The 24637-nt window shown below is 70.9% G+C and carries 20 protein-coding genes and 1 pseudogene; 14 read left to right on the forward strand and 7 right to left on the reverse strand.

Translation table 11 applies throughout. The annotated features are described in order from the left end of the window. Positions 1–206: 206 nt before the first annotated feature. From ACIQM0_RS10500 to mug, 4 genes are all read left to right on the forward strand, one after another. On the forward strand, positions 207–1049 hold the full coding sequence (locus tag ACIQM0_RS10500; RefSeq protein ID WP_401285524.1) for an SGNH/GDSL hydrolase family protein: 843 nt from the start codon (positions 207–209) through the stop codon (positions 1047–1049). A 179-nt stretch (positions 1050–1228) separates the two neighbouring features. Then, positions 1229–2029, forward strand: coding sequence for an SAM-dependent methyltransferase (locus ACIQM0_RS10505; RefSeq protein ID WP_401285526.1), 801 nt, complete (start codon positions 1229–1231; stop codon positions 2027–2029). Between the two features lie 270 nt (positions 2030–2299). Then, entirely contained in the window at positions 2300–3742 is a 1443-nt protein-coding gene (gene purB / locus ACIQM0_RS10510) for an adenylosuccinate lyase (protein WP_385027953.1), read from the forward strand. A gap of 19 nt (positions 3743–3761) precedes the next feature. After that, the gene (gene mug / locus ACIQM0_RS10515; protein WP_401285528.1) at positions 3762–4325 is read left to right on the forward strand and encodes a G/U mismatch-specific DNA glycosylase; all 564 of its coding nucleotides are present in this window, start codon (positions 3762–3764) and stop codon (positions 4323–4325) included. A 222-nt stretch (positions 4326–4547) separates the two neighbouring features. Here the strand turns inward: mug and ACIQM0_RS10520 are convergent, their stop codons facing one another. From ACIQM0_RS10520 to ACIQM0_RS10530, 3 genes are all read right to left on the reverse strand, one after another. Next, the gene (locus ACIQM0_RS10520) at positions 4548–4985 is read right to left on the reverse strand and encodes a hypothetical protein (RefSeq protein ID WP_401285530.1); all 438 of its coding nucleotides are present in this window, start codon (positions 4983–4985) and stop codon (positions 4548–4550) included. A 179-nt stretch (positions 4986–5164) separates the two neighbouring features. Further along, positions 5165–5902 (reverse strand): ABC transporter permease, encoded by a 738-nt coding sequence (locus ACIQM0_RS10525; protein ID WP_401285532.1) that lies wholly within the window; start codon positions 5900–5902, stop codon positions 5165–5167. Between the two features lie 2 nt (positions 5903–5904). After that, positions 5905–6843: an ATP-binding cassette domain-containing protein gene (locus tag ACIQM0_RS10530; protein ID WP_401285534.1), complete on the reverse strand. Its 939-nt coding sequence runs from the start codon at positions 6841–6843 to the stop codon at positions 5905–5907. Between the two features lie 108 nt (positions 6844–6951). Here ACIQM0_RS10530 and ACIQM0_RS10535 point away from each other — a divergent pair, with 108 nt between their 5' ends. From ACIQM0_RS10535 to ACIQM0_RS10545, 3 genes are all read left to right on the forward strand, one after another. Continuing rightward, the gene (locus tag ACIQM0_RS10535) at positions 6952–8127 is read left to right on the forward strand and encodes a sensor histidine kinase (RefSeq protein WP_401285536.1); all 1176 of its coding nucleotides are present in this window, start codon (positions 6952–6954) and stop codon (positions 8125–8127) included. Between the two features lie 4 nt (positions 8128–8131). Further along, positions 8132–8782 (forward strand): response regulator, encoded by a 651-nt coding sequence (locus ACIQM0_RS10540; RefSeq protein ID WP_401285538.1) that lies wholly within the window; start codon positions 8132–8134, stop codon positions 8780–8782. 110 nt (positions 8783–8892) lie between these two features. Continuing rightward, the gene (locus tag ACIQM0_RS10545) at positions 8893–10050 is read left to right on the forward strand and encodes an ROK family transcriptional regulator (protein ID WP_363023645.1); all 1158 of its coding nucleotides are present in this window, start codon (positions 8893–8895) and stop codon (positions 10048–10050) included. 53 nt (positions 10051–10103) lie between these two features. Here the strand turns inward: ACIQM0_RS10545 and ACIQM0_RS10550 are convergent, their stop codons facing one another. Then, entirely contained in the window at positions 10104–10871 is a 768-nt protein-coding gene (locus ACIQM0_RS10550) for a GntR family transcriptional regulator (protein WP_401285541.1), read from the reverse strand. Between the two features lie 303 nt (positions 10872–11174). Next, complete coding sequence (locus ACIQM0_RS10555) at positions 11175–12059, reverse strand: RNA polymerase sigma-70 factor (RefSeq protein WP_401285543.1); 885 nt, start codon at positions 12057–12059, stop codon at positions 11175–11177. Positions 12060–12212: 153 nt separating this feature from the next. On the opposite strand from ACIQM0_RS10555, the gene ACIQM0_RS10560 reads away from it, so the two are divergent. Then, positions 12213–13043, forward strand: coding sequence for an alpha/beta fold hydrolase (locus ACIQM0_RS10560; protein WP_401285545.1), 831 nt, complete (start codon positions 12213–12215; stop codon positions 13041–13043). A 51-nt stretch (positions 13044–13094) separates the two neighbouring features. Here the strand turns inward: ACIQM0_RS10560 and ACIQM0_RS10565 are convergent. Continuing rightward, a pseudogene (locus tag ACIQM0_RS10565) lies at positions 13095–14060 on the reverse strand (DMT family transporter); the annotation flags it as partial. Here ACIQM0_RS10565 and ACIQM0_RS10570 point away from each other — a divergent pair. The 5 genes from ACIQM0_RS10570 to ACIQM0_RS10590 all read left to right on the forward strand — a co-directional run bounded on the left by ACIQM0_RS10570 (position 13991) and on the right by ACIQM0_RS10590 (position 22844). Beyond that, complete coding sequence (locus ACIQM0_RS10570) at positions 13991–15448, forward strand: PLP-dependent aminotransferase family protein (RefSeq protein ID WP_401285547.1); 1458 nt, start codon at positions 13991–13993, stop codon at positions 15446–15448. The pseudogene ACIQM0_RS10565 and the gene ACIQM0_RS10570 overlap by 70 nt on opposite strands. Positions 15449–15572: 124 nt before the next feature. Further along, a complete protein-coding gene (locus tag ACIQM0_RS10575) occupies positions 15573–17153 on the forward strand; it encodes an alkaline phosphatase D family protein (protein ID WP_401285549.1) in 1581 nt (526 codons plus the stop codon). A 109-nt stretch (positions 17154–17262) separates the two neighbouring features. Continuing rightward, positions 17263–18636, forward strand: a complete 1374-nt coding sequence (locus ACIQM0_RS10580) for an SWIM zinc finger family protein (RefSeq protein ID WP_401285551.1) — start codon at positions 17263–17265, stop codon at positions 18634–18636. Next, positions 18633–21296, forward strand: a complete 2664-nt coding sequence (locus ACIQM0_RS10585; protein ID WP_401285553.1) for a DUF6493 family protein — start codon at positions 18633–18635, stop codon at positions 21294–21296. The genes ACIQM0_RS10580 and ACIQM0_RS10585 overlap by 4 nt, the downstream gene beginning before the upstream one ends. A gap of 132 nt (positions 21297–21428) precedes the next feature. Next, positions 21429–22844 carry a GNAT family N-acetyltransferase gene (locus tag ACIQM0_RS10590; RefSeq protein ID WP_401285555.1) on the forward strand — a complete coding sequence of 472 codons (1416 nt, stop codon included), beginning with the start codon at positions 21429–21431 and terminating at the stop codon, positions 22842–22844. On the opposite strand, the gene ACIQM0_RS10595 is transcribed toward ACIQM0_RS10590, so the two are convergent. Then, positions 22774–24021 carry a trans-sulfuration enzyme family protein gene (locus ACIQM0_RS10595; protein ID WP_401285557.1) on the reverse strand — a complete coding sequence of 416 codons (1248 nt, stop codon included), beginning with the start codon at positions 24019–24021 and terminating at the stop codon, positions 22774–22776. The genes ACIQM0_RS10590 and ACIQM0_RS10595 overlap by 71 nt on opposite strands. A 59-nt stretch (positions 24022–24080) precedes the next feature. Between ACIQM0_RS10595 and ACIQM0_RS10600 the strand changes: the two genes are divergently transcribed. Beyond that, positions 24081–24599: an Lrp/AsnC family transcriptional regulator gene (locus ACIQM0_RS10600; RefSeq protein ID WP_401285558.1), complete on the forward strand. Its 519-nt coding sequence runs from the start codon at positions 24081–24083 to the stop codon at positions 24597–24599. Positions 24600–24637 lie beyond the last annotated feature (38 nt).

Below are 24637 nucleotides of genomic sequence, written 5' to 3' on the forward strand. Positions count from 1 at the left end.
AGCGGGGCTGGGCTGGATCTGGGGCTGGGGCTGGGTTTCTGGGGCTGGGGGCTGGGTTTCTGGGGCTGGGGGCTGGGCTACGTGGTCTGAGTACGGGTAGAGGCCCTGGCTCGGGCCCGCCGCTCCTGTCCCCTCCCCGGGCCCCAGCCCGCCTTCTCCGGACATCCGGGAGGGGCCGGGCGGCCCCGCGATACGATCGCATCGCCATGGAAATGAATGCCACCTACACCAGTCTCGTCGCGGTCGGCGACTCGTTCACCGAGGGCATGTCGGACCGACTGCCCGACGGTTCGTACCGGGGCTGGGCCGATGTCCTCGCCACCCGGCTCGCAGCCCGGACTCCGGGATTCCGATACGCCAACCTCGCTGTGCGCGGGAAGCTCATCGGCCAGATCGTCGACGAGCAGGTGGACGTCGCCGCGGACCTGCGGGCGGATGTCGTGACGCTGGTCGGCGGTCTCAACGACACCCTGCGTCCCAAGTGCGACATGGGTATGGTCCGCGGACGGCTGGAAGAGGCCGTGGAGCGCCTCGCGCCGTCATGCAAGAAGCTGGTGCTGATGCGCAGCCCCGGGCGCAACGGACCGGTGATGGAACGGTTCCGGCCGCGAATGGAGGAGTTGTTCTCCCTGGTCGATGAGCTGGCCGCCCGGCACGACGCGGAGGTCGTCGATCTGTACGGCTCACCGACGCTGGGCGACCCCCGGATGTGGGATGTCGACCGGCTGCATCTGACCGCCGAAGGACATCGCAGGGTGGCCGAGGCCGTCTGGCAGTCGCTGGGCCTGCCCCAGGAGAACGACTGGCAGTCGTTGCTGCCCGCATCCGCCCCGCCGCACTGGGCCACCCGGCGCGTCGACGATCTGCGCTTCGCCCGTGAGCACCTGTTCCCCTGGATAGGGCGGCGTCTGACCGGCCGCTCGTCGGGGGACGGACGGACGGGAGCGCAGTTCAGCGCCGAGCAGGGCCAGGCCTTCTGGGTGACCCCCGACGATGCCGCTGCTCCGGGCCCGGTCGGCGCGTGGCGCCGCGTGGCCGCCGGCGACTAGCCTCCCGCCCTCTTCGCGCTCTTCCGGACCGCTGCGCGCCAGGCTCTACCCCCCTTCCTGGTAAGGGAGTTGCTCCTCGGACAGGCTGGTGTGGACGGGGCCGGTGGGGAAGCATGGCCGTGCGCGGTACGGAGAGCGTCCGTGCACAGGCTGAGCGACGTGAAGAGGGTGGATGACGGATGGCTGACGAGCGGGACAGCCGGACAGCGGTGGACGGGATCGACACAGGCACGCCGCATTCGGCACGGGTGTGGAACTACTGGCTGGGCGGCAAGGACAACTTCGAGGCGGACCGTCGGCTCGGGGCGACGGTGGAAGAGCTGTACCCGCAGATCACCGAAATAGCGCGCGCCTCCCGGGCATTCCAGGCGCGAGCGGTGCGCTACCTGGCCGGCGAGGCGGGAGTACGGCAGTTCCTGGACCTCGGCACCGGCCTGCCGACGGCGAATGCGACACATGAGGTCGCCCAGAGCGTCGTCCCTGCAGCACGCGTCGTCTATGTCGACAACGACCCGATCGTCCTGGCCCACGCCCGTGCCCTGCTGTCCAGCCGGCCCGAAGGGGCTACGGACTATGTGCACGCGGACCTCACGGACGCGCAGACGGTGTTGCGCGAGGCCGCCCGGACGCTGGACCTGGAGCGACCGGTGGCCGTGATGGTGCTCTCGACACTGGGGCACGTGGCGGACCCGGACGAGGCTGCGGCGCTGCTCCGCAGCTACCTGGACGCACTGCCTGCGGGAAGCTGGCTCATGCTCTGCGACACCGTTGAGACGCCGGAGACCCGGGCGGGGTCCGACGAGTACGCCAGCGGGGGCGCCATGCCGTACATCTCGCGCCCCAAGGAGATCATGGCGACCTTCGCGGACGGACTCGACCTCGTGGAGCCAGGCTTCGGCTCGATCAGCCTCTGGCGCCCCGACGGGCCCGTGACCGGCGAGCCGGTCGACCAGTGGGGATTCGTGGCCGCCAAGCGGTAGCAACCGCTCGGGCAGGTCGGCGCTCCAGCCGTCCGGCACGCCAACTGTCACCGATCTGTCATCGCCCCTCGGCCACGGGCGGGGGCGAGGCGGGCACGAGGGCTGCGCGGGGCGAGGGCTGCGCGGGGGCGAGGGCTGGGCGGGGGCGGCAGAGACACCTGACACTCGTGACCGACGGAGACAGCCGGCACTCGTGACTGGGCACTCGTAGCAACCCACAAACCGGGCCGCGGCGCCGACCTGCACAAACCGCCAGTAGAATCACGACACGTGACTGCTGTGTCTGCGAAGCCTCGCATCCCCAATGTCCTGGCCGGCCGCTACGCCTCCACGGAGCTGGCCGTCCTTTGGTCCCCCGAGCAGAAGGTGAAGCTGGAACGTCAGCTGTGGCTGGCGGTGCTGCGCGCCCAGAAGGACCTCGGGATCGAGGTGCCCGACGCCGCTCTCGCCGATTACGAGCGCGTCCTCGACCAGGTCGACCTGGCCTCGATCGCCGAGCGCGAGAAGGTCACCCGGCATGACGTCAAGGCCCGCATCGAGGAGTTCAACGCTCTCGCCGGCCATGAGCAGGTCCACAAGGGCATGACGTCCCGGGACCTCACCGAGAATGTCGAACAGCTTCAGATCCGGCTCTCCCTGGAACTGATGCGCGACCGCACCGTTGCCGTGCTGGCCCGGCTCGGCAGGCTCGCGGGCGAGTACCGCGAGCTGGTCATCGCCGGCCGCTCCCACAATGTCGCCGCGCAGGCCACGACGCTCGGCAAGCGCTTCGCGACAGCGGCCGACGAGCTTCTGGTCGCCTACGGCCGCCTTGAGGACCTGCTGGGCCGCTATCCGCTCCGCGGTATCAAGGGGCCCGTCGGCACCGCTCAGGACATGCTCGACCTCCTGGGCGGCGATGCCGGCAAGCTGGCCGACCTTGAGCAGCGCATCGCCGGCCACCTGGGCTTCGCGCAGGCCTTCACCTCGGTCGGCCAGGTCTACCCGCGCTCGCTCGACTACGACGTGGTGACCGCACTGGTGCAACTGGCCGCCGCACCGTCCTCGGTCGCGAAGACCATCCGGCTGATGGCCGGGCACGAACTGGTGACCGAGGGCTTCAAGCCCGGCCAGGTCGGCTCGTCCGCGATGCCGCACAAGATGAACACCCGCTCCTGCGAGCGCGTCAACGGGCTGATGGTGATCCTGCGCGGTTACGCGTCGATGACCGGCGAGCTGGCGGGCGACCAGTGGAACGAGGGCGACGTGTCGTGCTCCGTGGTCCGCCGGGTGGCCCTGCCGGACGCGTTCTTCGCGTTCGACGGTCTGGTGGAGACCTTCCTGACGGTGCTCGACGAGTTCGGTGCCTTCCCGGCAGTCGTCGCCCGTGAACTGGACCGCTACCTGCCGTTCCTCGCCACCACCAAGGTGCTGATGGGCGCGGTGCGCGCGGGTGTCGGGCGTGAGGTGGCCCACGAGGCCATCAAGGAGAACGCGGTGGCTTCCGCTCTGGCCATGCGCGAGCAGGGCACGGAACGCAACGAGCTGCTGGACAAGCTGGCCGCCGACGAGCGCATTCCGCTGGACCGTGTCCAGCTGGACGAACTCATGGCCGACAAGCTCTCGTTCACGGGCGCTGCGGGCGACCAGGTGACAGCCCTCGTGTCCCGCATCGAGGAGATCACCAAGCAGCACCCGGAGGCCGCCGGATACACGCCGGGCTCCATCCTGTGACGGCCCTCGCCACCGGACGATGACACCCGACGAGCTACAGGCCGCCCGTGACCGCACTGTTCCCGATGTGGTCGCGGGCGGTCTGCGCGTGCTGTTCTGCGGAATCAATCCGAGCCTGATGACTGGTGCCACGGGCCACCACTTCGCTTTCCCCGGCAATCGCTTCTGGCCGGTTCTCCATCTTTCGGGTTTCACATCGCGGCAGTTGAGGCCCTCGGAACAGTCCGAGCTGCTCCAGTACCGGCTGGGCATCACCAACGTGGTCGCCAGAGCCACGGCCCGAGCCGATGAGCTGTCCGCCGAGGAGTTCCGCGCGGGGGGAGAGATCCTCACCGCGAAGGTGGAACGGCTGCGGCCGCAGTGGCTGGCGGTGGTCGGCATCACGGCCTACCGGACGGCATTCGGTGAACGCCGGGCCCAAATCGGACCGCAGGAACGGATGATCGGCGGATCGCACGTCTGGGCCCTGCCCAACCCCAGCGGCCTCAACGCCCACTGGACCACTCAGACGATGGCCGAGGAGTACGGGCGGCTCCGCACGGCCGTCGCCACTGACCCGCTCGCCGACACCGACGGGGCCTGACTGCCGGGGCCCGACGACTGCCGACGCCTGACCGCCGAAGTCAGGCTGCCGAAACAGGGAATCTGCTGCTCCTACCAGGACCCTGCTGCCGGAGTCGGGACCCGACTGCCGCTCCGACCCGGCCGCCGAACCGTTTGCTCGATGGGCGCGGCAAGCCGGGGCGACGCGCTCAGTAGAGGCACCGCCGGCCTCCCCTCACACACCTGAAGCGATCCACACGCCTCACAGCGGGTCTATCTCCGTCACTACGACGGTCAGCTCGCACCCGGGCCCGTCCTCCTCCAGGCAGAGCCCCAGGGCGATCCACCGTTCCTCGATGCGCCAGAGCCGGAAGTATTCGCAGCCCGCAGCTGTCTCGGCCCAGGGATCGGGTATCACCTCGCCGGACATCATGCGCTCCTGCGCGCTCCACAGACTGATCATCTGCGGCTCGCCCCAGCGCGCACCGAGCAAGGTGATCAACGCGTCGTGCTCCGCGAGACACTGCGCCCGGTGCTCCAGCCGCGCCGCCTCGTCCTCGTCCCAGGCATCGTCGTCCGCGTGCAGGAAGGCGGTGTGATAGCCGGGCCCGCTGACTCCCGTGCCCGATCGGACGCGCTCCACGGGAAACTCCCGGGCGCGCATCCCGTCGATGAGGCGGAGCTGATGTGCGGTGGTCATGCCGTCAGTAAACCGCCCGCCACTGACAACCGAAGCCCCGCCCCATGCTTTGAGCCGTTTTAGGACGCCTCGTCCCGGCATCTCAGCACCCCAACACCACCCGTCCCGGCGCCACAGTGTCCCGACATCTCCGCGCCCCGGCACCGCAGCGTCCTGCCGTTCTGGCAGGACAGCACCGCTCAGGCGTCGCGCCGTCTCAGCGCCCACCACCCGGCCAACAGCGCCGCCGCGGCCCAGGCCGCGGTAACGGCCAGTCCTGCCCAGGGTCCGAGGCTGCCTTCCGGGTGCTGGTGCAGCACCAACTGTCCAGCCCTGTCGGGCAGATAGTCCGCCGCGTTGCCTGCAATGTCCCCGATCACGAACGAGACGATCAGGATAGAAGGAATGAGCAGACTGAGCACGGCAACCGCGCTGCGCAGCAAGACCGTTACCCCCGCCGCGAAGAGTGCCATCAGAGCCAGATATATTCCGCCCCCGAACGCCGCTCGCACAGCGCCTGGTTCCCCCAGCCCGATGGCGTACTCCCCCATGAACAGCTGCCCCACCAGAAACGAACCGAACGAGGTGATGAGGCCTACCGTCAGCACCGCTCCACCGACGAGTGACATCTTGATCATGTAGAAGTGGGTGCGGCGCGGAACGGCCGCGAGCGACATACTGAGCGCGCCATTGAGGTACTCGGACGAAATCGCAGTCGCGCCGAAGCTGATGGCTGCGATCTGGCCGAAGTTCAGCGCGTAGAACGCGCCGAAGACGAGTTCAGCGTCCGCATTGTCCGCCTCGGCCTGGCCGACCGTGGCGAAGGTGAGCACCGTGACGACCATGGTGACGAGGAAGACGGCGATCAGGGATCCCAAGATGGAGCGCACCGATCTGATCTTGATCCACTCGGAGCGCAGGACTGCTGTTGTCGACATCGTCAGGCCTCCTGACGGGTGGTGGGCGGGACAGCGGCGGAAGCGAATTCCGCGGCACCGGCGGTGAGGTCGAGGTAGGCCTGTTCCAACGTGGCCTGCTCGTCGATGAGCTCAAGGACCGCGATGCCCTCTCTGGCCGCCATCGCTCCGATCTCCTCCGCCTTCGCGCCGTCGACGGTCCAACGCCCGTCGTCGCCCTGCGTGGTCCGGTAGCCCGTGCGCGTCAGAACCTCACCGAGCCGGGAGGGTTCGGTCGTGCGTATCCGCACCCTGGGCCGACTGCGGGAGTCGAGGAAGTCCCGCATCGGCAGATCGATGAGGAGCCGTCCCCGCCCGAGCACGATCAAGTGGTCGGCGAACGACGACGTCTCGTTCATCAGGTGACTGGAGACGAGCACCGTGCGACCTTCTTGGGCGAGCCGCTTCATCAGTTCCCGGATCCAGACGATGCCCTCCGGATCCAGCCCGTTCGACGGCTCGTCCAGCATGACCACCTCCGGTTCACCGAGCAGCGCCGCCGCTATACCGAGACGCTGGCGCATGCCGAGAGAGAACGTCTTGATCCGACGTCCGCCGACCTGGGCGAGGCCAGCCTCCTCCAGCACCTCGTCGACCCTCCGGGGGCCGATGCCGTTGCTCGTCGTGAGCGTGAGCAGGTGGTTGCGAGCCGTCCGCGATCCGTGAGCGGCCTGTGGATCGAGGAGTACCCCGATGCGGCGCAGCGGCTCGTCCAGAGCCGCGTACACCTGCCCGCCGATGGTGGCGGTACCCCCTGTGGGCCGGTGCAGCCCGAGGACCAGCCGCATGGTGGTGGACTTGCCTGCCCCGTTGGGCCCGAGGAATCCGGTGACCCGGCCGGGCCGCACGCTGAAGGTGAGGTGGTCCACAGCGCGGGTCGCGCCGTAGTCCTTCGTGAGCTCGTGGACATCGATGCTGGTCATGTCCTCAGCCTGGCGGCCCCGCCGGCGACGGTCCTCCCCCGGCGGGGTGGATCGTCTCCCTCGCTCGGGGGAGCCGCCGCACCCGAGCGCGCTGGCACGATGGGCGGCATGTTCCGCTTCCTCCACCCGTTGGCCGCGCAGGTCACCTACACCCGCTGGCTGCATCTGCTCATGCCGTCAGCCGTCGTGAGCGTGTGGCTGTTCATCTCGATGGACACCCCGTGGGTGCCCGTCGTCCTCGCGGCGCTCGTCGGCCTGATACCCGGCATGCGGCTCGCCGAAGGGTTCCAGGCGCAACTGCTGCTCACGCCCGCGGAGCGTGGCGACCCCGACGCGACCATCTCGGTGGCACCGTCCACCTCCTGGTCCGAGCGCTGGCGGACCGCGCTCTGGCTGGAGGTCCGGCTGCTGTGCGCGGGCCTGGCCGGCCTTGCCACGGTGTGGCTGCCGGCCACGACGTTCGACCTCGTCCGCTCCTCGGCCCTGGGTTCGAGACCGAGCGACGAATGGCTTGCCGGCGGACTCGAAGCGCACTGGTGGGCTGCGATTCTCGCTCCTGTTCCCCTGCTCTTCATGCTCGCCGTGATCGTGGGCTGCGGGGAGCTGATCACCGCGGCCGCCCGTTGGCTGCTCGGCCCGACACCGGCCCAGCGGCTGACAGTGCTGGAGGAGCGCACCGAGCAGCTCCTCGAACGCAATCGGATCGCGCGGGAGCTGCACGACTCGATCGGGCATGCCCTCACAGTGGCCGTGGTGCAGGCGGGTGCCGCAAGGGCGGCGGGCGACCCCGAGTTCACCGAACGGGCTCTGGTGGCGATCGAGGAGACCGGCCGTGACGCGCTCGAAGACCTGGAGCGGGTACTGAGGGTGCTGCGCGAGTCAGGTAAGCCTCCAGGGCAACGGCCGTCGCTGAGCGAGGCGGCTCGGTTGCTGGACTCCGCCCGGGGGGCCGGGGCCACGGTCGATGCCGAGGTGTCCGGTCCGCTGGAGCAAGTACCGGGGTCGGTGTCCCGTGAGGGGTACCGCATCCTTCAGGAATCCCTCACCAATGCCCTGCGGCACTCGGGGACCGTCCCCGTCCGGGTCCGTATCACCGTCGCGGAGGGAAGGCTGGAGTTGGAGGTGACCAACCCGTTCACGGGTTCGACCAGTACACCCGGAGGTGGAAGCGGGCTGCGGGGCATCCGTGAGAGAGCCGCCCTGCTGGGCGGAAACGCCAAGACCGGCCTGTACGGAGGGGAATGGATGGTGCACGCGAGCCTTCCGCTGGACCGCATACGCTGACCGGATGCCGGTTACCGTTCTTCTGGTCGACGACGAACCCCTGGTCCGCGCAGGTCTGCGAGCAGTCCTGGAGGCCCAGCCCGATATCGAGGTCGTCGGTGAGGCGGGGGACGGAGCCGCGGTGATGCCGCTGGTGCGTCGGCTGCGCCCCGACGTCGTCGCGATGGACGTCCGCATGCCGCTGATGGACGGGATCGAAGCGACCCGGGTGGTGCTGCGCACGGTGCCCGATCCGCCGAAGATCCTGGTGGTGACGACGTTCGAGAACGACGAGTACGTGTACGAGGCGCTCCGCGCGGGGGCGGACGGGTTCCTCCTCAAGCGGGCCCGGCCCGCGGAGATCGTTCATGCGGTGCGGCTGGTGGCGGAGGGCGAGTCCCTGTTGTTCCCGGCGGCAGTCCGGCAGCTCGCCGCCCAATACGGTACGAGCAAGGCGCGGAAGGCCATGGACCAGGCTTCGCTCACCGAGCGCGAGGCCGCGGTGCTGCGGCTGATGGCGCGGGGGCTGTCCAACGCCGAGATCGCCGCGAAGCTCGTGGTGGGTGTGGAGACGGTGAAGACCCATGTCAGCGGCGTGCTGGCGAAGTTGGGCGCCCGGGACCGCACCCAGGCGGTCATCGCGGCGTACGAGTCGGGATTCGTCACCCCCAGTTGAACCCCAGCTGATTCCGGTTCTTCCCGGACCGCGTTGCGTCCCGCGGTCGCCCTGCCCCTGAGCAACGAGTACGATCCGCCTGACATGCGCACGAGCTGGGAGGACACACCGTGGGCCGGCTGACCGGTGGGGACCCGTCGTTGCTGCGTCGGATCAATTCCGCGGTAGTGCTGCACGCCCTCAGGGGCGCCGGCTCCCCGACCCTCACGGACCTGACCCGGATCACCGGTCTGTCGCGGCCGACGGTCGAAGGTGTCGTCGAGGGGCTCTTCGAAGCCGGCCTGGTCGTCGAGTCGGCGCCCGACGGTGCTGAGGCACGACGGCAGGGCCGTCCGGCCCGCCGGTTCCGGTTCCGTGCCGAGGCAGGACACCTGCTGGGCATCGAGATCGGGCCGCACCGGGTCTCGGCGCTGCTGTCAGGTCTGGACGGCCGGATCATCGGCGCCGGTTCACGTGAGGTGTCGGAGACCGCCTGCGCCGACGACCGTCTCGACAAGGTGCGGACCGTGGTCGCCGAAGTCCTGCGGCGGACGGGCGTGGCCCGCAGCAGCCTGCGGGCGGTCGGGGTCGGCAGTCCGGGCATCGTGGAGGCCGACGGCACCGTCCGGCTGGGCACCGCACTGCCGGACTGGACCGGCCTGGCGCTCGGTGAACGACTGCGACGCTCCTTCCGCTGCCCAGTTCTCGTGGAGAACGATGCGAACGCCGCAGCCGTCGCGGAGCACTGGAAGGGCGCGGCCACGGAGTCCGACGACATCGTGTTCGTGCTGGCGGGGCTGAGTCCGGGAGCGGGTTCCCTGATCGGGGGACGGCTGCACCGCGGTTTCGGCGGTGCGGCGGGCGAGATCGGTGCGCTGCACCTCCTAGGCCGTGACGTCACGCCGGAGAGGCTGCTGTCCACGACGGACACGCCGCTGGACCCGCTTGACGAGCATGCGGTGGCCGCCGTGTTCGCGAAGGCGCGGCACGGCGACGAGCAGGCGCAGGCGGCGGTCGAGCGGTTCATTCAGCGGCTGGTCCACGATGTGGCGGCGCTGGTGCTGGCGCTCGATCCCGAGCTGGTGGTCGTCGGGGGGTGGGCAGCCGGACTGGACGGAGTACTGGACCCGCTCCGCGGTGAGCTGGCGCGCTACTGCCTCCGGCCCCCGCGGGTGGCGCTGTCGCTGCTCGGCGAAGCCGCTGTGGCCACGGGTGCGCTGCGGCTGGCACTCGACCACGTCGAGGAGCAGCTCTTCGCGGTGGAGGGAACGGTGACGGCCCGCCGCTGAGTGCGACGGGCCGGAACAGTGCGGATCCTGGCGGGTGACCGGGAGGCAGCTCGTCAGGACGCCTGGCGCTCCTGCTCGTGGTGGCTGATCTCCACGTCGCCCGAGTCGCCGAAGGTGAGCCGGCAGGTGTCGGCCCGGTAGGTCGCGATGGAAACGGCAGCCGTGCCGCCTGCGGCGAGGTACCGGGTGGTGACGACGAGGACGGGAGCCCCGGGAAGCCGGTCGAGCTCCTTGGCATCGTCCGCGCGGGCAGAACCGAGCTCCACCGAACGGTCCTGGCCGTCGAGCTCGAGCCGGTGCAGTTCACGCACGACGTTGCGGGCCCTGGCGGTGCCGGAGGGACTGTCTATGGCGGACAGTTCGGGGACCGAGGACGACGGCACGTACAGTAGCTCCGCCGCGACGGCCTGCCCGTGGGAGGCGCGGATCCGGCGCACGATGTGGACGGGCTCGTCGCTCCCCACGTCGAGCGCACCGGCCACCGCCGCAGGTGCGGCCGCGGACTGGCAGTCCACCGACTGCCACGCCTCGCCCGCGCCGCCTCCGGTCCAGTCGTGCTGAGCGGTGGAGACGGCCACGCCCACGCGCGGCGGCGCGACCGTGGTCCCGACCCCCCGGCGGCGCTGCAGTCTGCCTTCGAGTTCGAGCTGCTCCAGTGCCTGCCGGAGCGTGGCACGGGCGACGCCGAACCGGGCGGCGAGCTCCCGCTCGTTGGGAAGGATCTCCCCCACCGCAAAGTCCGAGTCGAGTGCCTCACTGAGCACGGTCTTGAGGTGCCAGTACTTCGGCTCCGGTACCGATTCCAGCTGCGTGGTCCCCACCCTTGTCCTCCGCAATCGCCCAACGGCTTTTCCGCGACGTTATTTATTAAAGGTTCCTGTCTTAACGTTGCGACCATAGGACGGCACACCCCCTTGGTCAAGACCAATCCTTAGCCGGTAACGCTGTGAAACGGGCCTCTGCCGCAGAGCGTTCACAGGACGTTCGTGGACCGGTGCGCGTCGCGCAGCACAAAGCCCCACGTCCGGGCAGGTTCGTGGGGCTTAGGGAGCGATGCGGGCGGTTGTCGGCCGAGGCGGCCGGAAGGGGATGTGCCGGTTGAGGCGGCCGGCAGAACCGGTCGGCTACGCGTCACCGAAAATGGTGAGTTTGTCAGGATTGCGAACGATGTACACACATTGGATCAGTCCGCCCCGCACATCGACCTGCATGACCGAATCCGGCTTTCCGCCGATGAGAACCAGCAGCGCCGGACCACCGTTCAGCTCCAGGCTGCGGGCCTCCAGATCCGGGACCAGCCCCTGGGCGATCGCGTGAAGGAAGCGGGCGACCTTGTCCGCACTCTCCAGGATCCGCAGCGGCGCCTTCGACTTCCCGCCACTGTCACCGACGAGCCGCACGTCGGGCGCGAGGAGCGCGAGCAGCTCCTCGAGGTCACCGCCCGCGGCCGCCGCGAGAAAGCGTTCCGTGAGGTCACGGCGGCGCACGGGATCGACGTCGTAGCGCGGCTTGCGCTCCTCCACATGGCGCCGGGCGCGCCCGGCGAGCTGACGGACGGCGGCTTCGGTCCGGTCGAGCGTCCTGGCGATATCGCCGTACGGAAAGCAAAAGGCCTCGCGCAGGACGAAGACGGCACGCTCCAGCGGGGACAGCGATTCGAGGACGACGAGCACCGCGACCGAGACGGAGTCGGCGAGCACGGCCTGCTCCGCGGTGCCGGGCGCGGCGGGGCCGAAGTCGGTGAGAAGGGGTTCCGGCAGCCAGGGACCGACGTACGCCTCACGCCGCGTCCGGAGCTGGCGCAGTCGGTCGATGGCGAGGCGGGTGACGATCGTCACGAGGAAGGCGCGCGGTTCGCGCACGTCCTCCCGCACCGCGGACGACCACCGCAGCCACGCCTCCTGGACCACGTCCTCCGCGTCGGCGATCCGGCCGAGCATGCGGTAGGCCACACCGGTGAGTACGGGCCGGTGCTCTTCGAAGACGTCGGTCACGGTGTCGGCTGTCACCGCCCCATCCCAGCCGACCCGCCGCACCGTGTCCAGTTCGAATCGACCGGACCCCTTGAACTCGAAGCTACCTGGCGGTAATTGTTGTTGACGCATCGTCTAAGTCGTCTGCAGGCACGGCCGTCCCGTGCCGGAACAACCGGGAGCATCTCCATGGCAGCCACGGTCTCGTTCACCGTCGAGTCACCCCGGGGGCCGCGGACCGTGTCCCTCGCGTACGAGCGGACGGGTGCCGGGGAGCCGTTGCTGCTGCTCCACGGCATCGGCCACCACCGCCAGGCCTGGGACCCGGTGGTCCCCGTCCTCGCCGTGGAGCGGGACGTGATAGCCGTCGACCTGCCCGGCTTCGGTGCCTCCCCCGCGCTGCCCGACGGTGTCTCGTACGACCTTGCGTCCATGGCACCGCTGCTCGGAAACTTCTGCGAGGCGCTGGGCCTGGACCGCCCCCATGTGGCGGGCAACTCGCTCGGTGGTCTGCTGGCGCTGGAGCTCGGGCGCGAGAGGCTCGTACGCTCGGTGACGGCGCTCTCGCCCGCCGGATTCTGGACCGCGCGCGAGCGGCGCTACGCGTTCGGCACCTTGCGTGCCATGCGGCTGGCCGCCGGTTCGATGCCGCTGCCGCTCATAGAGCGGCTCTCCCACACCCCGGCCGGCCGCACCGTCCTGACCAGCACCATCTATGCCCGGCCCGGCCGCCGTTCACCGGAGGCCGCGGTTCTGGAGACGGTCGCGCTGCGCGAGGCGACCGGGTTCCGCGAGACGCTGGCCGCCGGACGCGAAGTCCTGTTCACCGACGATGTGCCGGAGCTACCGGTGACCATCGCCTGGGGCAGCAGCGACCGGTTGTTGCTGCGCCGCCAGGGCATCCGGGCCAAGCACACCGTCCCCGGCGCCCGGCTGGTCCGGCTGCCCGGCTGCGGCCATGTCCCGATGAACGACGACCCGGCTCTCGTCGCACGGGTCATTCTCGACACCAGCCGCTGAATCCGTCCCGGACCGGTGCCGGTGCAGAACGCCCGACCCGAGCGCCACTCCCAGCCCGACCAGACAACTGCCCGCGGCCTGCGCGACACCGTACGAACCGGTGCCGACCAGCGGGGCGGTGAGCGCGGCGGAGACCGGGATCAGACCGGAGAAGAGCGTGGCGCGCTCGGCGCCGATGCGCTGCATGCCCATGTACCAGCAGACGAATCCGACGACCGTGACCACGGCGGCCTGCCAGAGCAATGCCGCCGTCTCGCCGGGTGAGGGCACTCGCAGGAAACCGCCGCCGTCCAGCATCAGCCCCAGTGCTGCCGACTCCGCGGCGGCGATCACACAGACCGTGGCGGAGAGCAGTTTCGGGCCGAGCGGACGCAGTACGGGAACGGCGATGACGGCGAAGCCCACCTCACCGGCGAGCGCACCGACGGAACAGACCATGCCCGCCGTGTCGGTGCGGCCCCAGCCCTGGACCGTGAAGGCACCCGCGGCGACCAGCGCGGCGGCGTAGAGCACCGTGCGGGCCGGACGGCGCCCGTCCAGCAGCGGAACGAGCACCGCGACGAGGATCGGGGCGCACCCGACGAAGACTCCCGGAACGGCAGGTTCCGCACTCCGCTCGGCGGCCAGGACGGCCAGGTTGAAGCCGACCATCCCGACAGCCGCGAGCAGTGCCAGCCGCGCCCACTGCCGGCCGCTGAGCGTGCGCAGCACAGCAGTGGGCGGAGGCGCTCCACCCCGCCGCAGAAGAGGCAGGAGCAGCAGGCCGGCCAGTCCGTAGCGGAGCGCCTGGCCACCCGCGTACGGGTAGTCGCCGAGGACACTGTTGGCGGTGAAGGAAGCACCCACGAGGGTGCAGGCGATGGCGGCGAGAAGGGCCCCGCGCAGGTAGGTCACGTTCATGGCACCGACGCTAGGCAGCCGGGCGGTCCGGTTTAAGGTCCACTTCCATGACGTCTTCGGGGACCAATCCAGCACCGGACAGCGGCGGCAGCGACCGGGAACCCGTCTCCGCCGCATGGGAGCTGCTGCTTCCGGCAGCGTCCGCCCCGGCCCGCGGGCGCGGTCGCGCCCTCCAGTCGGCACTGCGCGAGGCGGTCCGGTCCGGCAGGCTGACGCCGGGGACACGGCTTCCGTCCAGTCGTGAACTCGCCGCCGACCTCGGACTCTCCCGCGGTCTGGTCACCGAGGCGTACGAGCAGCTGACCGCCGAGAGCTATCTGCACAGCGGGCGCGGGGCGGGAACATGGGTGAGCGGATCGGTGCGGGCGGCGGCGGACCGGGCCCACGATCTCGCCCCGCGCGCCCCCGGCACGCTCGTCGACTTCCGGCCCGGCACCCCTGACCTCTCGCTCTTTCCGCGCACCGCCTGGGCCGCCACGCACCGTTCGGTGCTCGGCAGGCTGCCGCACAGCGCCCTGGGCTATCCCGATCCGCGAGGGCTGCCCGAGCTGCGGATCGCGCTCGCGTCCCTGCTGACGAGGCGTCGCGGGGTGGTGGCCGATCCGGAGCGGGTGCTGGTCTGTTCGGGCGTGGCGCAGGCGACCACCCTGCTCGGATTCGTGCTGCGGGAACGCGGGATGCGCACGGTCGGCGTCGAGGATCCCGGGAGCCCCGAGCACGCCTTGCTCTTCGCCTCGACGGGGCTGGCCACTTCCCGGCTGCCTCTCGATGACGAAGGGCTGGCCACCGAGCCGCTCGCGCGCTCCGGGGTCCGTGCCGTGATGACCACCCCGGCCCATCAGTTCCCCACCGGAATCGCGTACTCCGCCGCCCGCCGCAGTCTGCTCCTGGACTGGGCCAGGAGCGTAGACGGGGTGATCATGGAGGACGACTACGACGGTGACTTCCGCTACGACCGGGCGCCCGTGGGCGCCCTGCAGGGTCTGGATCCGGAGCACGTGGCGTACACCGGGTCGGTGAGCAAGTCGCTGGCACCCGGTCTGCGGCTGGGGTGGCTGCTGGCACCGGCGTCGATGACGGACGAGATCGTCGACCGCAAACGCACGATGGATCTCGGTAACCCTGCCGTCGACCAGGCGGTACTCGCCGACTTCATCACCCGGGGCGGCTACGACCGTCAGCTGCGACGCTGCCAGCGCGCCTACCGGGAGCGCCGCGACGTCCTGACCGCCGCACTGGCCGAGCACTTCCCAGGTACCGAGGTCAGCGGTATCGCCGCGGGACTCCACATCATCGCCCGGCTGCCCGAACGGTACGGTCCCGAGGCCGGTTTCGCCGCCCGTGCCGCCGGTGCCGGGATCGCGCTGCGGCTGATGAGCGACTGCGGAACCGTGCGTCCCGCGGACCGCTCCGTGAACCTGGTGATGGGGTACGCGCACCTGGCGCCCGCGGACATCGCGCGTGGTGTGCGGTTGCTGTCCGAGGCCCGTCAGGGTCTTCACTGATCGGCGTCGATGACGCCGGGGGCCGGGTATTCACCTGGCGTTGGTGTGCCCGTCTCCGTCGGGCGCGAGGGTGGCCCGGTCGATCAGGACCGCTCGCCCCACCCACTGCCCCGGAGGCGCTTCGATGCCGTACCGTCCGCGAATTCCGTCCCCCGACCGCCGTACCGTGCTGCGCGGTTCACTCGCCGCCTCGGCCGCGTTCACCCTTCCGGCGGTGGGCGCGGCGGCCCCCGCCTTCGCACGGTCGGGCCGGCCGGACGCGGCCTGGGGTGTGCAGGTGGGCGATGTCACGGCCTCCTCCGCGCTCGTGTGGGTGCGTTCCGACCGTCCGGCCCGGATGGTGGTGGAGACCTCGGCGACCGAGTCGTTCCGGCGCCCGCGCCGCTGGCACGGTCCGCTGCTCGGTCCCGGCACGGACTTCACCGGGACGACACCGCTCTACGGTCTGCCGCCGGGCGAGCAGGTGCACTACCGGGTGACGCTCGCGGCCCCGGACGACCCCCGCCGCACCGGTGAACCGGTGTACGGGACCTTCCGCACCGCGCCGGCGCGACGCCGGGACGGAGTGCGGTTCCTGTGGTCCGGGGACATCGCGGGACAGGGCTGGGGCATCAACCCGGACATCGGCGGATACCGGGTGTACGACGAAATGCGCCGCCTCGACCCGGACTTCTTCCTCTGCAGCGGCGACAACATCTACGCGGACGGGGTGATCGAGCCCAGGGTGCCGCTGCCCGACGGCCGTGTCTGGCACAACATCACCACCGACGAGAAGGCGAAGGTCGCCGAGACCCTGGCCGAGTACCGGGGCAACTTCCGCTACAACCTCCTGGACGAGAACCTCAGGGCGTTCAACGCACAGGTGCCCTCGATCATCCAGTGGGACGACCACGAGGTGCGCAACAACTGGTACCCCGGGCAGATCCTCGACGACGACCGGTACACCGAGAAGAACGTGGACGTGCTCGCGGCCCGCTCGACGCGCGCCTTCCGCGAGTACTTCCCGGTGTCCACGCTGCACCAGCAGTCGGGTACCGACAGGGTGCACCGGGTGGTGCGGCACGGTCCGCTGCTCGATGTGTTCGTCCTGGACATGCGGTCCTTCCGCAACGCCAACTCCCCCGGCCGGCAGCCCGACGACACCACCGGAATCCTCGGCTCCGCGCAGTTGGCCTGGCTTGAGCGCGAACTCTCCCGGTCCCGGGCCGTGTGGAAGGTGATCGCCGCGGACATGCCGCTCGGCCTGGTCGTGGCGGACGGCACGACGGACTACGAGGCGGTGGCACAGGGCGATCCCGGGGCGCCCCTCGGCCGCGAACTGCAGATCGCCGAACTGCTGCGGTACATCAAGCACCACCGGATCACCGGCACGGTCTGGCTGACGGCCGACGTGCACTACACCTCGGCCCAGCACTACGCCCCCGAGCGGGCGGCGTTCAAGGACTTCGCGCCCTTCTGGGAGTTCGTGACGGGCCCGTTGGCCGCCGGGCAGTTTCCTTCCAATCCGCTCGACAGCACATTCGGACCCGATCAGGTGTTCGTTCAGGCCCCCGATCGGGCGAATTTGTCACCGATGGAGACCCCGCCCCTCTTCGGCGAGGTCGATATCGACGGGAACAGTGGCGAACTGACGGTCCGGCTGCGGGCGCAGGGCGGCGCCGTGCTGTTCAGCAAGGTGCTGCAGCCGGGGCGAGTGGGGCAGTGAGCGGGAAGGCCTGACCGGCTCAGGGGCGGGGTGGGGCGGGAGCTCCGCACCCCGGCCTCCCGAAAGCGCCCAGGCCCGATTGTCAGTGGTGGGTTCTAACGTTTTCTTCATGACCCGATCCGTTCAGGCGCTGGCCTACTCACGTCCCTCCCTCCTGAAGTCCTCGCAGGCCGGGCAGTTGCTCGGCCTGGAGACAGCGGGCGGGCTCACGCCGCGCGGCGCCGAGCCCCATCCCCGGTTCTTCGAGGGCTTCCTCACCTCTCCCCAGGTCGCGGCCCGCGGGCTGCTCGCGGTGGCGGACGTGGCGGCCGCGCGCTACTACCAGCGGACGCTGCTGTCCTCGCTCGACCCGGTGGTGACGGGAAACGGCGACCGGCTGCGCTTTGAATCGTTCTCCGGCTGCTGCGGGGTGTACGCGCGGCTGGACGTACTGCGGGAGGGCCTGGACGGGGCCCGGACGGGTCACGGCACGACCAATGTGGATGTGAACAATCCACTGCGCGAGGCGCTTTCACGGATAGCTGGTGACGATCCGCTGCATCTGCGGGTGGGACCGCAGGAGATGGCGGTCACCACCCTGGAGGGCCCCGTCGTGGAGAAGAAGGTTCCGTTGCCTGACCGGTGGCTGCGGGGCTTCGCAGAGGCGCAGGTGGCATCCGCCGCTTTCGATCTGCGGGCCGAGCTCCCGGCGGCGGAGGCCGTCCGGTTCCTGCGGTCGCTGCCCCGCTCCTCTGGCCACGCGTCGCGAGGCGCCCAGTGGGTGATTCCCGCCGGGAAGACCCTGCGGCCGACGACGAGGCCGGTGGCGGGGGCCGTCTGTCTGCCGGGGCCGCAGCGGCTCGTCTCGCTCCAGCGGGTTCTTCGGCACGCGACGGCGCTGCGCGTGTACGGCCCGGTGGCCGACGGCGCCGCCGCCGCGAGTGCCTGGGAGGTGGTGCTCCCAGGGATGCGGCTCACCCTGACGCTGTCGCCCGAGGCCTCCCGCGGCTTCTCGGGCGAGGGCGGAGTGCTGGAGGCGCTCGCCACCGATGACGCCGCGGCCGACGCCGAGCTCATCTCCGTGCTCCTGGCCTGGGAGCCCCGGATCGAGCCGGCCGACCTGGCCGAGCAGTCGGGCCTGCCGGTGGAACGGGTGCGGGCGGCGCTCGTCCGGCTGGGTACGGCGGGCCGCGTGGGGTACGACCTCGCGGACGCGGCCTACTTCCACCGCGAACTGCCGTACGACGCGGACCGGGCCGAACGGCACAATCCGCGGCTGGTGGCCGCCCGGCAGCTCGCCGAGTCCGGTTCGGTCGTCCTCGACGGCGACCTGGCGGCCGTGGCCTCGGGCGACAACCGCTACCAGGTCCGCGAGAAAGCCGGTGCGCTGAGCTGCACCTGCCAGTGGTGGGCCGACTACCGGGGCCGGCGCGGCCCCTGCAAACACGCACTGGCGGTCCGGATGACCCGCCGGGGCGCGACGGTCACCGCAGGTGCGCGATGAAAGAGCTGCTCATCGCCGTGCGCGAAGGCCGCCATCGCGACGTTCCCGCCCTGCTCGCCCCGCTTGACCGGCCCGAACGCAGGCTGGCACTGGCCGAGTTGAAGGTGATACGCAAGGAGGCGCGGGAGTGGGAGTGGCGCGAGCGCACCAGGGCTCAGAAGGCCCTGCTGGTGGCCGGTGCGGGCTGCCACACCGGGGCCGCGGGCTGCGCGACCTGGATCGGGGCCCGGGAGCTGCGCGAGTGGCCGCGTTCCCCCTACCCGTGGGTGCTGGAAGTGCTGGCCGACCGCGATCCGGCCTGGCTCGCCGACCTCGCCCGACGGCTGGCTGCCCGCTCAATCGAGTCCGAGGCGGAGTACCGGCTCGTGCTTGAACTGGTCCGGATGGCGGACTGCCCGCTGCCCGTCTCCGACGGCATCGTCCGTGGCTGGGCGGAGCGCGTCGGCAGGTCGCGATGGCAGCAGCGTCCGCACCCGCCGTTGACCGACATCCTGCGCACCGAACCGCACCTCGACGTACTGGCGCCGCACCTCATGGACATGCCTGAGCTGCCCGTGCCGGTGGCCTGGAGCAGCGATGCGGACCAGGGTGCCCACTGGCCGTCCGCGCTGACGGCCCTCGCCGCAGAGGGCCTGCTGGACCGGACCCTTCTCCTCGACCGCTGCACCACCCGACTGCTGCGCGGCGGGAAGACCGCCGACCTGCGCTTCTGCCTGTTGCTGATGCGTGGTCTCGAACCCACGGTCCAGGAGGAGGCCGAGCGGGTCGCGGACTGGATCGCCATGGCCGCGGACGGCCCGTCGCCGGTGGCCGGACACGCACAGGAGGTGCTCGCCCGGCTGGACGGTCACGACAGGCTGTCCGTGGCTCAGCTGGCCGATGTCTCGGGTGCGGTGCTCTTCCGCACGGAGAAGAAGCTGGTGACTTCCCAACTGGTGCTGCTGGGCAAGGTGCTGCGCCGCGACAAGTCGGTGGCCGGACAGCTGCTGCCCGTGGTCGCCGAGGCGTTCGGGCACCCGGACATCGGGATCGAGGAGCGCGCGCTCAAGCTCACCGCCCGCCACCTTCCCTCGGCCCCACCCGCCGTTCACCAGGAACTGGCGGACATGGCTGCGCAGTTGGGGCCGGTGCACCGCGCCGCGGCCCTCTCGGTGTTCGGTGATCTGCTCGACGCGGAGCCGGCCGACGACGCCTACGAGGAGATCCTGCCTCCGGCCCCCGTCCCACGGCGTCTCGCCCCGGCGCCGGAGGACACGGCCGAGCTCGTCGAGGACGTGGTGGCCCTGGCGCGGTCCGGGTCCTGGGAGGTCACCGACTTCGAACGGACTCTGGACGGACTGATCCGGTGCGCCCACACGGACCGGACGGCCCTGACCGAAGCCCTGCGCCCGGCGCTCGCCGGGCAGTGGTGGGCGGGGGCCGGTGAGCAGGACGAGATCGACCGGCGGTTCAGCAGGAACCACGACGGCCGGCACCTCGTCGCCGCGTCGCTCCTCGGACGGATCTCCGAACGGGCGATAGCCCAGGGCCGGGCCCGGTGGACGGGAACGGGCACCTGCTTCCACGCCGCCCTCGACGGCGTGATGTACGCACGGCTGTGGGAGGCAGCCGCCGCGGTACGGACCGGGGAACTGCCCTTCCTGCTGGCCACGCCCACCTGGCACACCGGGTCCCTGGACCCGGTGGAGCTGGTCGGCCGGCTGCGCCGCTATCAGGAGCTGGGGATCGAGCCGGGGCCCGCCGACTTCTCTCAGGCCCTGCTGCGCGTCCGGCGAAGCGACGGTCACGAGGCCGCCGATCAGGCCGCAGGGCTCGGCACCGTGGAGGGCGACCGGCTGGCCGCGTGGATCCGGGCGGACGAACCGGTGGCACCGGTGCTCCGCGGCCACGTGGAGGCGGAAGTACCCACGCCCGGGGGCTGGTTCCAGCAGTCGGCGGCGGGAGCGCGGCGCATCCTCCTGGCCACCAGGGAACGCCTGGTCATCCAGCAGGAGTTCCCCCGCGCCTTCCACTGGCTCGGGCGACCGCACTCCCCCGTGCAGCAGCGCTGCTACCACTGGGGGACCAGCGCCCCGCAGTGGATGGCCGCACTGCCGGAGGACGGCGAGACACTGGCGGCGTGGCTGCTGCCTTCCGTCACCACGTGCGTCGAGGAACAGCGCGGGGGTGCCTGGCCCCTGCCGGCTCTCGTCGAGACCGGAGGACCCGCTGCCGGCGCCATTCATCTCGCGCTGGCCTACGGTCTCGGGGCCCGCTACCCGGAGGACCGGCTGTCGGCGGTGGACGCCCTGCTGCTCCTCGCCGCCCGGGGCCGCCTGGATGCGGCGCTGCTCGGCAAGGAGCTGACCGTGCTCATCGACCGGGAGCTGGTGAAACCCGGACGGCTGGCGAGCTCGGCGGCTGCCGCCGCGGCCACCGGCGCGTACCGGACCGTGCTCTCCGTTCTGGTCCCGGTGCTGCCCGCGCTGCTGTCCCGCGAGCGGGCTCCCCGTGGACTGAGCGACCTGCTCGCCGTGGCCGCGGAGTGCGCGGAGCACGGTGGCCCGCCGAAGACCGGGCCGATAGCCGGCCTCGGCGCAGTCGCCGCGCGTGGCGGATCGACGCAGGTGGTGCGGCAGGCGGCACGGCTGGAGGCCGCCTGGGGCCGGGCGGCTGCGTGAAGCCTCACCGGGCATGGCTCGAACACTCTGGCCAACCGGCCAAAAATAGATGATAGGCGACTAGATGCACACTTAACCCATCGGTCACAAGGCGTTCGTGATCAGGCAACACCGCTCCGTCACAGTGAGGGCATGACTGATGTGACATCCGCGAAGAGTGTCCGCCGCCCCCACCACTGGCGACGGGATCTCATCGAACTCGCCGCCCTGTTCACCGCGGTCGCCGTTGCCGACGCGATCGCCAACCTGATCGGGCACCAGCCGGACGGGCCGTATCTGCTCATCGCCTCGGCCCTGGCGCTGACCGCGACCGCCGCGTTCCACACCTGGTGGGCGCGGCGGCACAGCCACGCGCCACCGCCGGATACCGACGGGGCGCGCGGCCTGCACGACTCCGCCTCGCAGCCGCTTGCGGCGGGCGTCTCCCCGGCGCCGGTGACCGGGTCCGGGGAGACGGCGCTGTGGCGAATGCGCACCACGGTCAGGGACGCCCCCGGCAGCCTGGCGGCGCTCTGCATCGTCCTGGCCGAGCACCGGATCGACATCCTCACCCTGCAGACGCATCCGCTGGCACAGGGCACGGTCGACGAGTTCCTGCTGCGCTCCCCCGCCACGCTCCCGGCAGCGCAGCTGACCCGGGCGATCTCCGCCGCGGGCGGCAGCTCCACCTGGATCGAGCGCGCCGACGCCCATGATCTGGTGGACGCTCCGACCCGGGTGCTCGGCCTCGCCACCCGCACCGCGCTGGACGCCGCCGAGCTGCCCCTCGCCCTGCGCCAGCTGCTCGGCCGGTGCACCATCCACTCGCTGCCCGCCGTCTCGATCAGCGGACGCGCGACCGGCGAGACCGCGCCCGTCGAAGGGGTGCTGGAGGAGAGGGTGATGCGGCTGCGTGACCCGTCGGGCGGCGTCATCACCGTCGAGCGGCCCTATCTCCCGTTCACGCCCACGGAGTTCGCCAGGGCGCGCGCCCTAGTCGAGCTCGATGCCCGGCTGGGCCCCCGTGTTCCGCGCAGCGAGCACGTGCTCACGCTGCCCGAGGGCAACGAGATCACCGTGCGCCGCGCGGACAGCGCCGATCTCGAAGCGGCCCGAGCCATGCACGACCGCTGCTCGGAGCAGACGCTGCGGCTGCGCTACCACGGCCCGGTCCGCGACGCCGACCGCTATCTCGACCACCTGCTGAGCCCGCGCTTCGGCCGCACCCTCGCCGTACAGACGGCGTCCGGCCGGCTGGTGGCCCTCGGCCATCTGCTCTGGGACGGCGACGAGACCGAGGTCGCCCTGCTCGTCGAGGACGACTGGCAGCGCCGGGGCATCGGCTCCGAGCTGCTCGCCCGCCTGGTGGCGCTCGCCGTCGAGGCCGGCTGCGAGAGCGTCTACGCCGTCACCCAGGCGTCCAACACCGGCATGGTCGCCGCCATGCGCGCGCTCTCGCTGCCGCTCGACTACCAGATCGAGGATGGCACGCTGGTGATCACCGCCCGGCTGACCGCGACTCCGGTACGGGCCCTGCCCCTGCCCCCGCACGAGCAGGCACACCACTGAAGCCCTGACGTACGGGCTCCTCGCCGCTCAGCGCCTGACAGAGATCGGCCCAGATGTCCTCGACATCCTCCAGGCCGACCGACATCCGCAGCAGCCGGTCACCGACCCCCGACGCCTGCCGGTCTCCCTCGTCCACAATGCGGTGGCTGATGGAGGCGGGGTGCTGGATCAGGCTGTCCACGCTGCCGAGACTGACGGCGGGCGTGATGAGCCGTACCCCGGCGATCACCCGGTGCGGGTCCCCGAAGATCTCGAAGGAAACCATCGCACCGCCCAGTTCCGGGTAGTGGACGCGGGCGATCCGCGGGTCGGCGGCCAGCCTGCGGGAGAGTTCCGCGGCGCTCGCGGACGCGGCCCGCACCCGTACCGGCAGCGTGGACAGACCGCGTAGCAGCAGGTACCCGGCCATCGGATGCAGCACGCCGCCGGTCGCGAAACGCACCTGGCGCAGCCGGGCGGCGAACTCCTCGTCGCAGGCGACGACTCCGCCCATCACGTCCCCGTGACCCCCCAGGTACTTCGTCGCGCTGTGCAGCACGATCCGCGCGCCGTGCTCGACGGGCCGCTGGAGCACCGGTGTCGCGAAGGTGTTGTCGACGAGCAGCGGCACGGAGCCGCAGGAGTGCGCGACCGAGCGGATGTCCACCTCTTTGAGCGTCGGATTGGCGGGCGTCTCGACGATGACCAGACCCGTGTCGGGCCGGATCGCGTCGGCGATGCCCGCCGGATCGGTCCAGGTCACCTCGGTGCCCAGCAGCCCGGCGCCGAGCAGATGGTCGCTGCAGCCGTACAGCGGGCGGACCGCCACCACATGGCGCAGTCCGATGCTCGCGCGGGCCAGCAGGACAGCGGTGAGCGCCGCCATGCCGCTGGCGAACGCCACGGCGCTCGCGGCCCCTTCGAGCCGAGCCAGGGCCGTCTCGAACCGGGCGGTGGTCGGGTTGTCGAGCCGGGCGTAGACCGGCGGCCCGTCGAGCCGGGCGCCGGTGGTGGCGAAGGAGTCGATCCGCGCCGCCTCGCCCCTGGAGTCGTACGAGGGGTAGGTGGTGGACAGGTCGATCGGCGGTGCGTGCAGGCCGAGAGCCGCGAGGTCGTCGCGTCCGGCGTGCACGGCTTCGGTGGCCAGCGCCCTGGACCGGGTTGTCGTCGAGGGCGCCATCGAGGATTCGGTGTCCATGTCACCACTCTGAACACACGCCGGGGAATGTGCGCCAAACCCCGTGCTACGTTCGGTGGATGACCGATTCCATCGCCCTGGACACGGTGGATCTGCACATTCTGCGCCTGCTGCAGAACGATGCCCGGACCACCTACCGCGATCTCGCAGCCGAGGTCGGGGTCGCCCCGTCGACCTGCCTGGACCGGGTCACCCGGATGCGCCGCACAGGCGTCATCCTCGGGCACCAGCTGCGACTGGATCCGGCCAGAATGGGACGCGGGCTGGAGGCCCTGCTGTCCGTCCAGGTCCGGCCGCACCGCAGAGAGCTCATCGGCCCGTTCGTCGAACGGATCAGGACACTGCCCGAGTCCCGGGCGCTCTTCCACCTGACCGGTCCCGACGACTATCTGGTCCATGTGGCCGTTTCCGATACCGCCGACCTGCAGCGGCTGGTGCTGGACGAGTTCACCTCGCGCCGAGAAGTGGCCCGGGTGGAGACCAGACTGATCTTCCAGCAGTGGGAGTGCGGACCGCTGCTGCCGCCCTCGGCCCCAGCGGCCGGGCCGGGCACATGTCAGGCCTCAGAGCCCGTTTGATGGTGACGGGGAGCCCCTCTCCGTATGAGGATGTCCAC

This window comes from Streptomyces sp. NPDC091387, from assembly GCF_044756945.1.
Lineage (GTDB): Bacteria > Actinomycetota > Actinomycetes > Streptomycetales > Streptomycetaceae > Streptomyces.

Excerpts from the sequence above, each read along its gene's own strand:
- ACIQM0_RS10500 (WP_401285524.1), top strand. The coding sequence starts at position 207 with ATGGAAATGAATGCCACCTACACCAGTCTCGTCGCGGTCGGCGACTCG.
- ACIQM0_RS10505 (WP_401285526.1), top strand. The coding sequence starts at position 1,229 with ATGGCTGACGAGCGGGACAGCCGGACAGCGGTGGACGGGATCGACACA.
- mug (WP_401285528.1), top strand. The coding sequence starts at position 3,762 with ATGACACCCGACGAGCTACAGGCCGCCCGTGACCGCACTGTTCCCGAT.
- ACIQM0_RS10520 (WP_401285530.1), bottom strand. The coding sequence starts at position 4,985 with ATGACCACCGCACATCAGCTCCGCCTCATCGACGGGATGCGCGCCCGG.
- ACIQM0_RS10525 (WP_401285532.1), bottom strand. The coding sequence starts at position 5,902 with ATGTCGACAACAGCAGTCCTGCGCTCCGAGTGGATCAAGATCAGATCG.
- ACIQM0_RS10530 (WP_401285534.1), bottom strand. The coding sequence starts at position 6,843 with ATGACCAGCATCGATGTCCACGAGCTCACGAAGGACTACGGCGCGACC.
- ACIQM0_RS10535 (WP_401285536.1), top strand. The coding sequence starts at position 6,952 with ATGTTCCGCTTCCTCCACCCGTTGGCCGCGCAGGTCACCTACACCCGC.
- ACIQM0_RS10540 (WP_401285538.1), top strand. The coding sequence starts at position 8,132 with ATGCCGGTTACCGTTCTTCTGGTCGACGACGAACCCCTGGTCCGCGCA.
- ACIQM0_RS10560 (WP_401285545.1), top strand. The coding sequence starts at position 12,213 with ATGGCAGCCACGGTCTCGTTCACCGTCGAGTCACCCCGGGGGCCGCGG.
- ACIQM0_RS10570 (WP_401285547.1), top strand. The coding sequence starts at position 13,991 with ATGACGTCTTCGGGGACCAATCCAGCACCGGACAGCGGCGGCAGCGAC.
- ACIQM0_RS10575 (WP_401285549.1), top strand. The coding sequence starts at position 15,573 with ATGCCGTACCGTCCGCGAATTCCGTCCCCCGACCGCCGTACCGTGCTG.
- ACIQM0_RS10580 (WP_401285551.1), top strand. The coding sequence starts at position 17,263 with ATGACCCGATCCGTTCAGGCGCTGGCCTACTCACGTCCCTCCCTCCTG.
- ACIQM0_RS10585 (WP_401285553.1), top strand. The coding sequence starts at position 18,633 with ATGAAAGAGCTGCTCATCGCCGTGCGCGAAGGCCGCCATCGCGACGTT.
- ACIQM0_RS10590 (WP_401285555.1), top strand. The coding sequence starts at position 21,429 with ATGACTGATGTGACATCCGCGAAGAGTGTCCGCCGCCCCCACCACTGG.
- ACIQM0_RS10595 (WP_401285557.1), bottom strand. The coding sequence starts at position 24,021 with ATGGACACCGAATCCTCGATGGCGCCCTCGACGACAACCCGGTCCAGG.
- ACIQM0_RS10600 (WP_401285558.1), top strand. The coding sequence starts at position 24,081 with ATGACCGATTCCATCGCCCTGGACACGGTGGATCTGCACATTCTGCGC.